This window comes from Clostridium zeae, assembly GCF_017312485.1.
GTDB classification, from domain to species: Bacteria; Bacillota; Clostridia; order Clostridiales; family Clostridiaceae; genus Clostridium_AR; species Clostridium_AR zeae.
Genome location: NZ_BMBA01000008.1, coordinates 1 through 13,604, shown reverse-complemented (window position 1 = coordinate 13,604; position 13,604 = coordinate 1). Strand labels below are relative to the sequence as shown.

12 protein-coding genes are annotated in these 13,604 nt (G+C 29.9%); 9 read left to right on the top strand and 3 right to left on the bottom strand.

Features of this window, described 5'->3' with window-relative positions:
• Window positions 1–171: 171 nt before the first annotated feature.
• The gene (locus tag J3477_RS22135; protein ID WP_206872421.1) at window positions 172–960 is read right to left on the bottom strand and encodes a DUF2225 domain-containing protein; all 789 of its coding nucleotides are present in this window, start codon (window positions 958–960) and stop codon (window positions 172–174) included.
• Window positions 961–1,294: 334 nt separating this feature from the next.
• Between J3477_RS22135 and yjbM the strand changes: the two genes are divergently transcribed.
• Window positions 1,295–2,089 (top strand): GTP diphosphokinase, encoded by a 795-nt coding sequence (gene yjbM / locus J3477_RS22130; RefSeq protein ID WP_206872420.1) that lies wholly within the window; start codon window positions 1,295–1,297, stop codon window positions 2,087–2,089.
• A gap of 237 nt (window positions 2,090–2,326) precedes the next feature.
• On the opposite strand, the gene J3477_RS22125 is transcribed toward yjbM, so the two are convergent.
• Window positions 2,327–2,938, bottom strand: coding sequence for an NAD(P)H-dependent oxidoreductase (locus J3477_RS22125; protein WP_206872419.1), 612 nt, complete (start codon window positions 2,936–2,938; stop codon window positions 2,327–2,329).
• A gap of 488 nt (window positions 2,939–3,426) precedes the next feature.
• Between J3477_RS22125 and J3477_RS22120 the strand changes: the two genes are divergently transcribed.
• The 7 genes from J3477_RS22120 to J3477_RS22090 all read left to right on the top strand — a co-directional run bounded on the left by J3477_RS22120 (window position 3,427) and on the right by J3477_RS22090 (window position 12,173).
• Window positions 3,427–4,284 carry a cation diffusion facilitator family transporter gene (locus J3477_RS22120; protein ID WP_206872418.1) on the top strand — a complete coding sequence of 286 codons (858 nt, stop codon included), beginning with the start codon at window positions 3,427–3,429 and terminating at the stop codon, window positions 4,282–4,284.
• A gap of 529 nt (window positions 4,285–4,813) precedes the next feature.
• Window positions 4,814–6,808, top strand: coding sequence for an RHS repeat-associated core domain-containing protein (locus tag J3477_RS22115; protein WP_206872417.1), 1,995 nt, complete (start codon window positions 4,814–4,816; stop codon window positions 6,806–6,808).
• Window positions 6,809–6,824: 16 nt separating this feature from the next.
• The gene (locus J3477_RS22110; RefSeq protein WP_206872416.1) at window positions 6,825–7,142 is read left to right on the top strand and encodes a hypothetical protein; all 318 of its coding nucleotides are present in this window, start codon (window positions 6,825–6,827) and stop codon (window positions 7,140–7,142) included.
• Between the two features lie 763 nt (window positions 7,143–7,905).
• Entirely contained in the window at window positions 7,906–8,682 is a 777-nt protein-coding gene (locus tag J3477_RS22105) for a hypothetical protein (RefSeq protein WP_206872415.1), read from the top strand.
• 13 nt (window positions 8,683–8,695) lie between these two features.
• Window positions 8,696–9,823 (top strand): AAA family ATPase, encoded by a 1,128-nt coding sequence (locus J3477_RS22100; RefSeq protein ID WP_206872414.1) that lies wholly within the window; start codon window positions 8,696–8,698, stop codon window positions 9,821–9,823.
• 128 nt (window positions 9,824–9,951) lie between these two features.
• Complete coding sequence (locus tag J3477_RS22095; RefSeq protein WP_206872412.1) at window positions 9,952–11,286, top strand: vWA domain-containing protein; 1,335 nt, start codon at window positions 9,952–9,954, stop codon at window positions 11,284–11,286.
• Window positions 11,287–11,528: 242 nt separating this feature from the next.
• Entirely contained in the window at window positions 11,529–12,173 is a 645-nt protein-coding gene (locus J3477_RS22090; RefSeq protein ID WP_206872411.1) for a hypothetical protein, read from the top strand.
• 150 nt (window positions 12,174–12,323) lie between these two features.
• On the opposite strand, the gene J3477_RS22085 is transcribed toward J3477_RS22090, so the two are convergent.
• Window positions 12,324–12,650 (bottom strand): HesB-like protein, encoded by a 327-nt coding sequence (locus J3477_RS22085; RefSeq protein ID WP_183275871.1) that lies wholly within the window; start codon window positions 12,648–12,650, stop codon window positions 12,324–12,326.
• A gap of 156 nt (window positions 12,651–12,806) precedes the next feature.
• Here J3477_RS22085 and J3477_RS22080 point away from each other — a divergent pair, with 156 nt between their 5' ends.
• Complete coding sequence (locus J3477_RS22080) at window positions 12,807–13,550, top strand: hypothetical protein (RefSeq protein WP_206872409.1); 744 nt, start codon at window positions 12,807–12,809, stop codon at window positions 13,548–13,550.
• Window positions 13,551–13,604: the final 54 nt, after the last annotated feature.

The window sequence follows — 13,604 nt, the reverse complement described above, 5'->3', positions numbered from 1 at the left end:
TGATTTGCGTATATAATATTAAACATATAAGTTTCTTTTGATAAATTTGTTAATAAAAATTATTAAATAAGAAAAAATGTTTATTTATTTCAACTTATATAATTTAATTATAGCACAAAGTGCAAAAAATTCTCTGCTTTTCTATAAAAAATAACAAAAAAGCCACTAATATTACAATTGTTGATCTTTAATTAATTCTCGCATATCTCTAGTCATATCTTTAATTTTTTGCGGTGCCTGAATGCTGCTAATTACTTTGCTAAACCATTGAAGCGCTGCTTCCGTTCTTCCTATTCTTCTGGATAATTCACCAAGAAGGTACATCAAACTGAATCTATCCATACCATATATAGGGAAGTCCTCATTTTGGTAAGCGTTGTCAAAGCCTTCTAAAGCTTTTTCTAAGAATGCAGTTTCATTGGTATTATCTTCAACTAGTCTATACATCCAAGCAATTTTAAGGCATATCATTGCTTTTGTACTACTTTTTCCGTCCATCACCACACTGTTTATTAAAGCTAATTTATACCTTTCAATAGCTATCTTCTCATCATAAATTGCAGGATAAGTTTTACGATTCCATTTACTAGATACACCTTTTACAATAGGTTCAATTTGATAAGATTTTATTTTGTTAAAATCAGCCTTCATTGCACTATAACCACAAGTTGGACACACATAAACATCATAAAAATATGGGTTTATAATTGAATATCTCATGAAGAAATCTGAGTCTTTGCTTTGTAATCTAGGTCCGTTTGTCTTTGGTGAACGAGCTTTAAATTTACTTTCACATACAGGGCATTGGCATTCCTTATCATATAAAAATGTTGATAAATCTATTTCCTTTTTTGCAGCTTGTGCAGCAGCTGCCTTTGCTTTTTCTTCCTTGTTATATAAATCTACATTTTGTAGATTGTCAAACCCCAAGTTTTCTAATCCTGAAAAAATTTTATCCATAATCACACCTCTTAATAAGTACACCTTTAAATATTAGTTGACATATTATGTAAAATAATTTAAAATTGGCATTTGTGGGCCATAAATTATTAACTAAATTTTTAGGTGACAAAATATAATTTTTAATCATAAGTTTAATTAAATTTTACTCTTAACTTTAATTTTACTCCATATTTTAATACATTTCTACTTGGAATTATAATTAATTATCGTAATATTTATAAAAATTTTTACACGCAAATTATATTTTGATATAATTATATAAGTTGCAATAAAGTTTATTCATTTTTGTATTTAGAGCTTGGATTTAAAGTGATTATGAAAAGGTGAGATTATGGCAATAAAGAACTGGAAGGAATTCCTTACTCCTTATGAACAGGCAGTTGAGGAATTGAAAGTTAAGCTAAAAAGTATAAGAAAAGAGTATAGAAGGAAGAATGAATATTCACCTATTGAATTTATTACTGGAAGAGTAAAAGAAGTTTCTAGTATTTTAGAGAAAGCAAATAAATTCAACATTCCATCTCAAAGACTTCAATATGAGATGGAAGACATAGCTGGTGTTCGTATAATGTGTCAGTTTGTTGATGATATACAAAGAGTTGTTGAAATTATAAGAGAAAGAAAAGATATGCAGATATTATATGAGAAGGACTATGTTGCCAATGTAAAGGGTAGTGGCTATAGAAGTTATCATATGATAATCAAGTATCCAGTAAATATGGCGGAGGGACAAAAGGAAATACTAGCAGAGTTTCAAATAAGAACTTTAGCTATGAACTTTTGGGCTACCATAGAACACTCTTTAAATTATAAATATAAACAACAGATTCCTAGTGAGATAAAGCAAAAGCTTAAAAAAGCAGCTGATGCAGCTTTTAGACTAGATGAAGAGATGTTAGAGATAAAAGACGAAATAAAGGACGCACAAAAGCTTTTTGAGGTTAAATCAGATCTTATTTCTACTATAATGAACAATATATTAAGCCTCATGTCTATTGGAAAGCTTGCAGAGGCTTCAAGATATCAAGTCTCTCTTAATAAGTTAATTGAAGATGGAGAAGTATGGGAGCTTAATAATCTACTTCATCTGGTTCAAAGAGATATAGAGAAATACAAGGAAATATAAAATGGTAAAGCACTGTGTTGAAATCAAGTGCTCTTCCATCGGATGCTGCTTAGATGAACAACTCTATAATTAAACTTATATTTTTAGGTTTAGAGTTGTTCAGTCTTAATGAGCTTATGCAAAAAATTAATATACTGCACACAAAAAACCTCTGTACGACATTACAGAGGTTTTTGTTTTGTTAACTTTATAAAAATACAAATATGTTAGAAACTGATTTTAAATATTTTCATTATATTAGCTTTTTATTGGAACTCTCACAGTATGGCTAATGTTTTGTGTGATGATTCTACTTACATCACCGAGATAATCTTTACGAATTTCATCAGTAACATAAGGAACTGCACCAAAGAAGGTATGATCTACATCGTTTATGCCGCTAAAATTGAATATGCCTTGATCTATAGTCTGTTCCATAGATTTGTGCATTCCACTTGCTGCATACATTTCATTTGGTGTACCAGTAGTACTGAATATAACTACTTTTTTGCCTTTTAATAATCCATTTGGAGCCCCGTTTACATATTCATAAGCAAAGCCATATGAAAATACTCTATCTATATAGCCTTTTAAAATGGCTGGCATAGATGCCCACCATACAGGGAAAACGAAAGTTATTACATCTGCCCATTTGATTTGCTCTTGTTCTTCTTTTATATCGGCTGGGGTACCGCCACTTTTAAACGCCACGAAATCATCAGGCTTAAGTAGTGGGCAAAATTGCATTTGATATAAATCTCTAACTCTTACATTTGCACCTGCTTCTTCAGAAGCTTTAACTACTGTATCTACTATTCCTTTACAAAAACTTTGTTGATTTGGATGTGCAAAAACAACTAAATTATTCATTATTATTATCCTCCTCGTAATATGTTATTAATGAACCATTTTTCCTAGAGCTGAATATGTTATATGGATGTATCACTTCATAATAAAATTTATATTTTCAAATTCTCATCTCAAGACCCAGCGAAGCTTTGAAAATAGTTTTCGGATTGAAGTGCTACATCTTTAGCTATGTAGATTTTAATATAATACGCTATTTAATATTATTAATTTAAACAAAGTACATAATAAACTTAATATAAAAAGCGTGATTATAAATCAAAGATTCATCTTAAGTATTTTTTCAATGAAAAACAATGTTTATACTAAATCGAAAGAAAAATTATAAATACTTTTATAAATATGGACCAAAGTTCTAAAACTTAACTTGATTTAATATAGATAATTAATTAAAATACTTATATCAATTGATTTTCAAGTGAAAATAAATGAGAATCATTTTAAAATAACTATGCAAATCAGTATAATTCATGTTTCGGAGGATGTTTATAATGAGTGAAAAAAATAATGTTGCCAAGCTATCTATAGTATCAAATTCTGTAATTATAATATTAAAAATAGTATTTGGTATTTTTACAGGTTCTGTAAGTATAATGTCAGAGGCGATACACTCATCAGTAGATTTAGTGGCAGCTATTATAGCGTTTATTTCGGTAAAAATTTCAGGAAAACCGGCAGATGAAGATCATCCATACGGACATGGAAAGATGGAAAATGTTTCGGGAGTAATCGAGGCTTTATTAATATTTGTTGCTGCATTTTGGATCATATGGGAAGCAGCTAAAAAGATATTATCTGGAGTAGCAGTTGAATCTGTTGGAGCTGGTTTTATAGTTATGTTCATATCAGCAGCTATAAACTATTATGTATCTGGTAGGTTATATAAAGCTTCTCAAAAATATGATTCAATAGCCTTAAAGGCAGATGCGCTGCATCTAAAAACAGATGTGTATACATCCCTAGGGGTAGGTGGAGGACTTTTAATAATTTGGATAACAGGATTAAATTTTCTTGATCCAATAGTAGCGATTTTAGTGGCATTATTTATATGCAAGGAAGCTTTTGAGTTATTAAGAGATGCTTTTAATCCGATTTTAGATTCCAGTTTGTCTGAAGAGGATTTATTAGTGATAAAAAGTATTATGGATAATTACAAGGATTCTTATACTGAGTGGCATGAGCTAAGAACAAGAAAAGCTGGAAGTCAAAGATATGTTGATATACACCTGGTATTAGATGAGAATCTAACATTAAAGGAAGCAAATAAAATCTCAAAAAGCATTGAGAATGATATAGAGAGCAAACTGAAAAATTGTAATATTTTAATCAAGCTTGAAACTTTGCTTTAAGTTGCATATAATCATATGATAATGCGAATTCCTGCAGGGAGCATATTTTTTATCTATATCTTTAGAAAGTTAAGCTATAAGGCTTTTGATAAGTAAACCGAATCTTCATAACCATACTCACTTTTATGTGAGTATGGTTATTTTTTAGGAAATAAAACTTTTATTATCCTAATTATAGGTAATATTTATGATTTGATAATGTCATCAAGGCAAACGAATGTTTGAGTTAAAAAATACCATTTGTTATAAAAATAATACAACATGTAATATTTTGTAATAATATTAAATAAAACGGAATTTATGGAGGAAAATTGCATAAAGTAGCGAATGTTATGCTTGCTATGTATACGATTTCTAGCATTTATTAAAGTATTTAGTAGCTAAGTTAAAGTATGAGAATAAGGGAGGATTGATTATTAAATAAACAGTTAGTTAAGGAGGCTTTTGTAAGAGTATTATTATTTTGGGAGGATAAGGTAATGAAGAAAATAAGAACCATAGGGACCTTATTGGTGGTGACTATGATGGCATGGATAGGATTACTAATGTCAGCAAATCAGTAGAGGGCCAGACGGTAAACAATAGTTATTCATATCAGAATGATAAGTTAGCCACCATTACTCATAATGGGTTTAGTTATAGCTTTGGGTACGACTCTTTAGGTAATAATACAACTATACAAGTAGGAAATCAAAACTTAATAACTAACAGTTATGATAATAAGACAGGTAGGTTAGATAAAGTAACCTATGGAAATGGACAAATAATATCACAAATATATGACAATAGCGACAGAATTGTGAAGAAACAATATAATGGTAGTGACAGATTTACTTATGATTATGATGGCTTTGGCAATCGAGTAGCAAAGGTTGATATAGTTAACGGAGTTAATTATAAGTATCAATATGACTTAGGTAATAGATTACTTAAAACTATTGACTCTGTCGGAAATGCCACAAGCTTTATTTATGATGGCAATAGCAATAATAAGGGTATAACTGAGGTTATAGGTGGAAAAACCTTTGATACTGCTTATCAGTATGATAAAGATAATAGAATAAAGAGTATAGGATACACTAGAAACTCATCTAATACAGTTAGTTATACGTATGATTCAGTAGGTAGGATAACTAACAACGCAATTTCAACAGGAACAGCAACCTATAATACCTCACTAGGTTATGCTACTGGAATAAATGGATCTTCCTTTAATTTAATAAGTTCAATAACAAATAATAGTAGTAAGATAAGCTATACTTACGACAAGAATGGAAATATTGATACTATAAATGATGGGGGTAAACTAATAAAATATTATTATAATGAGCTAGATGAGCTTAAGAGAGAAGATAACCAAGTATTAAATAAGACTATTGTTTATTCATACGATACAGGTGGAAATATATTAAGTAAGGTTGAATATCCCTATACAACAGGTACTGTTTCTGCTGCAACGAAAACTTATGCATATGCTTATGGTGATGCAAATTGGAATGACAAGCTTACAAGCTATGATGGCAAGGCAATTACCTATGATACTATAGGAAATCCACTAACTTACAATGGATGGACCTTTACCTGGGAAGAGGGAAGACAGCTCAAGTCAATGAATGGAAATAGCTATAATATAAGCTATAAGTATAATGATGAAGGTATAAGGACAGAGAAAAATGTAAATGGAGTAGTTACTAAATATCATTTAGTTGATGATAGAGTGACTTATGAATCTAATGGTACGGATACTATTTACTATACTTATGATGATTCAAACTCCTTAGTTTCAATGAACCTAAATGGTATTGAGTATTATTATATAAAAAATGTTCAGGGAGACATTATAGGATTGTTTGATAAATCTGGAACTCAGGTTGTTAACTATACTTATGATTCTTGGGGAAAGTTAGTTACTATAGGTGGAACATTAGCTTCTACGTTAGGAGTGAAGAACCCTTATAGGTATAGAGGTTATAGGTATGATACTGAAACTGGATTATATTATTTACAGAGTAGATACAATGCTGAATGGGGAAGATTTGTTAATGCAGACGAATATAGCATTTTACAATTAGCGCAAGGTGAATTAATTAAGACAAATCTATTCACATATTGTGAGAACAATCCAGTAAATAGCTGCGATCCAACTGGAATGTTTAGAATTAGTGTATTTTGGGCTTCAGTAATATTGGATGGAGCGTTATACTTTTTAGTACCATATTTTGTTGGACTATATAATTCAGCAAAGTTAACGTATATAGTAAGAGGATTTAAAGCTTTTAAATCAGTAAAAGATAGTATTGCAAGATCAATTTCTAATACGTTATATGATGCATTAGATAGGATTGTGTATAATTTAAGAGGAAGAGCTGCAAATGCGGTAACAAAAAGTGTGACAAGAAAGTGGTTTGCAGATGCAGTGAGTGATATTATAGGAAATATAATATCTTGGTCCCCTGGATATATAGTAGCCAAAATAATTGATATATGTGATAGAGATGGGAATAGTGGGTCCATATATTTTTAGTAAATGAGGTGTATTCATGAGTGAAGATGACAAAACATTAGGGCATGAAATAGAAAATCAGGGTAAAGCATATTTTTCTATTGAAAGACTAATTTACGCCATAAGCTGTTTGGAGATGTCATATATTATATTTCGTGAGTTAGTGGTAAGCCAAAGCGCTGTTTTTATGATGGTTTCATGTGTAATATTTATTGGGTTAGCAATCAATTTTTTTAAGAGGCTCTTAATTATTTATAATGAGAAGCCATATGAAAATAGAAAACCGCTCGAGAAATATATAGACGGATTTGGAATGCTAGTAGTTATATTCTTGCTTTTTAGAGCAATTGGATGATAACAATCCGAAAAGTCAGATATAAATAAAAGTGGAGCTGTCGCACAAATAGTGCGCGGCTCTTTTTGCATAAAATATAAGTCTTAAACCCAATGATTTGAGATTTATAGTAAAATATAATTATACTACTAACAAATAGTTTACAACAAGGTTATACAAGTAACCAGAAGTTTTATCAATTAAAGCTTCCTAAACCGTATCGTTTTTATTGTAAGTAGATTTAAGGCTGTAGTATATGAATTGGAATAAAGGTCTAACCAATTATTAAAGTTTAGAAAATAATATATAGAATTAATAAATTTAGACAAATAATTGATACTTGTTATTATCTAATATATAGTAATATTGTAAGATACAATACTAGAAAAGTTGCTTGATAATTAATATTTGTCGTGATTAACGGGCAAGCATATTTTAGTAGTTGAAGTTTAAACACTAGCAGTTCGACGTTTTAAATAAAAATTTGCAATCATATAAATGTAACTTTAAAGCATCTTTTGTTTATATAGATATAAAATCACAATATTTTAAAATGTGAAAATCATAAATGTGCAAAATTAAAAAAATATAAGATTTTTAAAATTTACTAATAAAATCACGCTTAAGGGGATATTGATAAAATATTTGTTAGTAAAGCTTTAATTCTTGGGTCAAAGTTAAGGTGTCGCTGATTCAATAAATTAATGAGTTTTACAGCAACGTATTTATATGTAGACATAAATTGTGTATCCTTAAGTGAGTCTAAGAGAGGAAGTGCTTAAATATGACAGATAATGAACTTAGGAGTATATTAGACAATCCTATTTCAATAAGAAATATAGAAAATCCAAGCATGGAATTAAAGTTGGCGGCAGTGAAGAAGAATGGATTTGCAATTCAGTATATAAAGAACCCAGAACATGAGGTTCAATATGAAGCAGTTAAAAACAATCCATTAGCGATTGAATACATTGAAGATGTTGAAGAAGATGTAGCAGTTGTTGCAGTTAAGAGTCTTTGGAATTCGCTAAAGGTTATAAAGAAGAAAACTGAAAGGGTAATAACAGAAGCTGTAAGAGCTAAGGGGTGGGCCATACAATTTGTTGAGCATCCAAGCGTAGAGCTTCAACTTATGGCTGTAGCTAAAGATTATGATGCAATAAAATATTTAAAAGATCCATCAGAAGAGGTACAACTTAAGGCTATTGAAAGTTATTGGGGCGCTGTAAGATTTATAGACAAACCAACCTTGAATGCTAAAAGAGCTGCTGTTAAGACTAGTGAAGAAGCAATCAATTATATATCGAATTTTGATTATGAAGATATAAAACTTTTTATAAGAGACAATATAAATGTAGTTAAGTATATACATGACAGCATAGAGGTGGACATGGTTGTAGAAGTGCTGATGGAGGAGTTTGCTAGAGAAGATATCAGTGATGACTATGTAAGAAATTATTTAGAGCTTGAGATACTGGATATGAATAAAGTAAAGTTTATAAGTGAATATGGAAGTAAAAATGCTAAAAAAATCTTAGTTGATTATAAGCTATCGATGTAGAGAAGGTGACAGTATGAATTTTGGTGAAGCATTAAAAACAGTTGAGTTAGTTTTGGAGGCAGGTGATGTGCCTCTTATTATAGGTGAAAGTGGAATAGGTAAAACTTCTTTAATTAAGGAGTTATGCGAAGAAAATAAATATTACCTGGTAAATATAGATGCTAATCTTCTTAAGGAAGGAGAAATTGGGGGATTACCAACAGTTGAAGATAGAGATTATGTAGTAGGTGGCAAAAAAGTTAAGAGGAAAACTACTATTTATGCTACACATTCTAAGCTTGTGGAAGTTGATGAGGCTTTAGAAGATGGAAGTACCAATTCAGTTTTGCTTTTTATAGATGAGCTTAATAGGTGTGAGCATGCAGTACAGCAGGAGCTTATGAATCTTATACTTAATAGAGAGATTAATGGATATAAATTATCTTATAGAGTACATGTGGTAGCTGCTATGAATCCTTCAAACAAGTATGATGGGTTTGAGGAAAGTGATTATCAAGTTGTTGACATGGATTCAGCGCAAGAGGATAGATTTGTTTGGATCAACATGGATTCGGATGTTAAGTCGTGGATAAAGTGGGCGATGAGCAAAGGGAATATACATGGGGATATAATTCAATTCATATCTACTTTTCCAGAATACCTTCACACACCAGATTCTAAGGACAGTATTAAAGCAACTCCAAGAAGTTGGGAAAGAATATCTAAATCTTATAGGGTTTATTTAAAGCATAAAGATAGCATATCCTTTGATATATTTTACAATGTGGTTAAGGGAAATGTAGGAACTAGTATTTCAGGAGATTTTATAAATTTCGTAAAAAATTTAAAGACACCGCTTATAACTGCAGCAAATATATTTGAAGATGATATTTTATCTTTTGAATTAAAAGAAAGAACTAAAAATGAAAGCCATTCTAGACTTTATATAATTGCTAAGAACTGTTTAGAATTCTTGGAGAGTTTAGAGGGAAAAAGAAGTAATAAAATAGCTGTTTTCTCAGAACTATTAAAGGTTTATCCTAAGGATTTGAGGCTTGGAATAATGAAGGAGATAAAAAGTGACTATTCTTCCAGTGGGTTATATCAAGAAATTCTGGATACTGAAGACTTCTTAGATGCATTCTTTGATATATTTGCATAATGCGCGCTATATTATTAAGTATTATGTTGTGATTAATTTATCTTTTAATCAGAAGGTACTTTAAAATTAAACTTTTAAGATTAGCTTGTGTAGGTATTTATAATGAATTAACAAGGAGGTGATAATATATGAATTTTGATATAAAAAGAAGAGAATTACTTAAGGAAGCAACCACTTGGGAAAGTGAAAAGGATGTTAATGAAAGCTTTAAAAGAGGTTTCAATGAGCTAATAGAACAAGTGATAATAAGCATGTTAGAAAAAGAAGATAACTTTTTTGGCCAATTTCTTATACAAGTAAAGAGAGGAATTAAGCTAGATATAACTTGGCCTATTGCTACTGAGCCGCGTGTTTCAGGCTTTAATATGTATTTTAACCCTATCTTATTCCTTCAATGCGAACTTAAGGAGTTGCAGGCACTTTTTAAGCATGAAATTTATCATATAATGTTAGGACATTATGAAAGACAACGAGCTTTAAGAGATAAATATTCTAATATAGCTATAAGCAAGGCTATGGATATAGCTGTAAACCAATATATTGAACATCTTCCTACTTGGTGTGACAGGCTATATACTGTGAATTTAGAATATGAGCTTGAACTTAAGGAAAATATGACAATGGAGCAGTATGCTGAGGAGATACAAAAAGTAATAACCAAAAAGGGGAAGAAGGCGATAGTAAAAACTAAAGAGAATGTAGTTACAAGTATTGATGTAGAAAGTGCTCATGATACTTGGGAAAATGCTAGTATATCTGAAGATATATTAAAAGAAATAAAGAAGAAAACTGCATTAAATGCCTATAAGGGAAAGGCTCCTAAAAATATTGAAAAGTATATATTAGCTCTTGATGAAAAACCAGAAATTCAATGGAGTGATTACTTAAAAAAGTTAATACCTTCTGTAAGATGTGGATATAAAAAAACAATTACCCGTAAAGATAGAAGGCAACCAGAAAGATTAGACTTAAGAGGAAAACTTCCAAGTGTAATGCCTAAGATTTTAGTGGCTATTGATATAAGTGCATCTATGAGTGATAAAGAAGTGAATAATATAATGATTGAGATTTTGGCTATATCAAAAAGTAGAAGTGCAGAGATCACGGTTATTGAATGCGACAACGAAATAAGAAGAGTATATGAATTAACTTCTCCAAAGGATATAAAAAAGAGAATAAGTAAAAGTGGAGCAACTAAATTTTCACCGGTATTTGAATATATGAAGAAAGAGAATATGAGGAATCATATTTTAATATATTTTACTGATGGGTTAGGTGAACAAGAGCTTACTGTAAAGCCAATAAATAAAGATATTCTATGGGTACTTACTGGGAAAGAAGAACTTATTTTGAAGAAGTCTTATGGAATAGTGAAAAGACTTACTAGAGAAGAAACAATAAAATATGGATATGATTATGGGCTTCAAGCTATGAGGGATGTTATACACGACTGGGCTAGGTAGAAGATCTATCGATTAGACTCCAAATTCATATTCTGAAGTGGAACATCTAAAGATGCATAAGGCGTTACATTATGTAACGTTAAAAAAGTTAAATTAATAAAAAATTCATAATCTTCGTAATATCCAATATAGATGAATGATACATCCTATGGTAAAATGTAATTTATAAGAATTTATACGAAGATTATGAATTTACACATGTTTGAGTTTGTCTTAAGCCTTGTAGCTCGGGGGGAGATTATATGGGAAAACTTAAAAATTCTCAGTATGTTATTTTTATTGTGGCGATTTTACTCATAAGTTTAATTGTAAATGTTTTCTTAAGCGTTGATAACGGAAATTATAGAGAGAGGATTGGAAAGAAAACTTCTGATGAACTAGAGACAATAATACATGGAAATGAGACTATTAATCAAATATTGGCTAATTCAATCCAGAGCAAGTGTATATTAAAAACTGATTTAGTTAAGTTATCTTCCCAGTATGATCAAGTGTATCAAGGGGTCTGGAAGTTGATGGATGACTACTCGTATTATAAGCAATCTAAGAGATTTACGTTCAAAAATGATTTAAATATTAACTGCGATGTTACAAACGATGCGATTAATAAAATAAAGCTCTATGTAAACAAATTTATAGAAAGTAATGCTAACTCTAATGGGGACAAGATAGAACTTAAAAACAATGATTTGCTAAACTTTAAAAAAATGAATGATTTTTCAAAGGAATTAGATTCTTATTTCCAGACGACTATAAAGAAAAACTCTAATGATGGAACTTATGACGGGATGAAGGATAAGATTGAAGTTAAAAATTTATGGATTGATATATTAAATAAGATATTTAATATAAGTAATAACTATTCAAGCTTTGAGTTTAAGGCTTAGAACTTAATTTCAACAATAATATTATTGTAAAATTTCTATGACTAAGTATAATAATTAATGAATAATATAAAAATAAAAGGAAGAGATATTTATGTCTCTTCCTTTTTGAGGATAATTATTCAAAATGATTACCTAAGGTAAAGATAATTACTAGTGGCAACCACCACAAGTACCACAGCCACCTTCAGGTTCAATTATAGGTCTTAGTGATAAGCCTCTGCCATCATTTTCTTCTGTTGATAAAATGATAAAACCACCAAATTCATCAACTAAATTAGGCTCTACGAGGAAAGTAATGTCATTTACTTTTTCAACTACATCATTTTCATGTGATTCATCAACAGAAATATTAAATACTGGACCACTACAACCGTAACCTGCAAGGTTTATTCTGATGTTGTAGTTATCAATCTCATTTTCATCTAAGAACCCTTTGAATTCCTCATAAGCTGGTGTGCTTATTGTTATTTTTTCCATAAAAATCACCTACTTGATAATAAATAGTATTTAAAACTTGTTTTCAGTATATACCTATTAATTACTAAATGCAAGTGTTTTACTTTATTATAATGTTTGAATATGTTGGAAAAAATGATACAATATAAATATAAAATATAGAATTGAGGGGACAGCATGATTCCGTTTGAAGAGGAATTTTATATTGATAAACTAAAGATATATAACGACAAATTAAAAAATGCTAAATTTAATAATCTGATTATAAATGAGAATTTTTTAAATAGATTAGAAGGTTATCTTTTTTTAGAAGATAGACTTTCATATAATAACGATAACTTGCAGATACTAGAGCTCACTAACGGTGAAAGAAAGTACATGGAACTTTCTCCTAAGGAAATTCAAGGCTCTTTCGAGGCAATTAAAAAAGTAAAAGGAAAAGTTGGAATCGTTGGACTAGGAATGGGGTACTTTGTTCAAGAAATATTACAAAAGAAAGAAGTAACTGACATAGTAGTTTATGAAAAGGATAGGGATGTAATTAGTCTTTATGAAGCTAATTTTGGTTCTAATGAGAGAGTTAAATTAATAAATTGTGATGCATTTGAAGCGGACAAAGAAACTTTTGATTTTTTCTATGTAGATATTTATAATTATGAACTTTCAAAAGATGTTGTGAAGCATTTTATTAAATTTAATGAGCTTCATAACATAGAAAATTATTTGTTTTGGGGAATGGAACATTTTTTGTTAAGTTGCAAGGTGGAAGAAATAGCCTGGATATATGTGCCCGAGGTATGGATGGAAATGGCTAGAGATTTATTTGAGAGATTTAATGATTCAAAGTATATAGAATATTTTAAACAAATAGATGAAAACTTGGTAGAAGAGGTATTAAACGACTTTAGAAAAGTACTATAAAGGTTTGAGATTTAAAAAAATCGCTTTTGCGATTTTTTTTTTTTTTTTTTTTTT

Excerpts from the sequence above, each read along its gene's own strand:
- J3477_RS22100 (WP_206872414.1), top strand. The coding sequence starts at position 8,696 with ATGAATTTTGGTGAAGCATTAAAAACAGTTGAGTTAGTTTTGGAGGCA.
- J3477_RS22125 (WP_206872419.1), bottom strand. The coding sequence starts at position 2,938 with ATGAATAATTTAGTTGTTTTTGCACATCCAAATCAACAAAGTTTTTGT.
- J3477_RS22120 (WP_206872418.1), top strand. The coding sequence starts at position 3,427 with ATGAGTGAAAAAAATAATGTTGCCAAGCTATCTATAGTATCAAATTCT.
- J3477_RS22085 (WP_183275871.1), bottom strand. The coding sequence starts at position 12,650 with ATGGAAAAAATAACAATAAGCACACCAGCTTATGAGGAATTCAAAGGG.
- J3477_RS22105 (WP_206872415.1), top strand. The coding sequence starts at position 7,906 with ATGACAGATAATGAACTTAGGAGTATATTAGACAATCCTATTTCAATA.
- J3477_RS22080 (WP_206872409.1), top strand. The coding sequence starts at position 12,807 with ATGATTCCGTTTGAAGAGGAATTTTATATTGATAAACTAAAGATATAT.
- J3477_RS22090 (WP_206872411.1), top strand. The coding sequence starts at position 11,529 with ATGGGAAAACTTAAAAATTCTCAGTATGTTATTTTTATTGTGGCGATT.
- J3477_RS22135 (WP_206872421.1), bottom strand. The coding sequence starts at position 960 with ATGGATAAAATTTTTTCAGGATTAGAAAACTTGGGGTTTGACAATCTA.
- J3477_RS22115 (WP_206872417.1), top strand. The coding sequence starts at position 4,814 with ATGGATAGGATTACTAATGTCAGCAAATCAGTAGAGGGCCAGACGGTA.
- J3477_RS22095 (WP_206872412.1), top strand. The coding sequence starts at position 9,952 with ATGAATTTTGATATAAAAAGAAGAGAATTACTTAAGGAAGCAACCACT.
- J3477_RS22110 (WP_206872416.1), top strand. The coding sequence starts at position 6,825 with ATGAGTGAAGATGACAAAACATTAGGGCATGAAATAGAAAATCAGGGT.
- yjbM (WP_206872420.1), top strand. The coding sequence starts at position 1,295 with ATGGCAATAAAGAACTGGAAGGAATTCCTTACTCCTTATGAACAGGCA.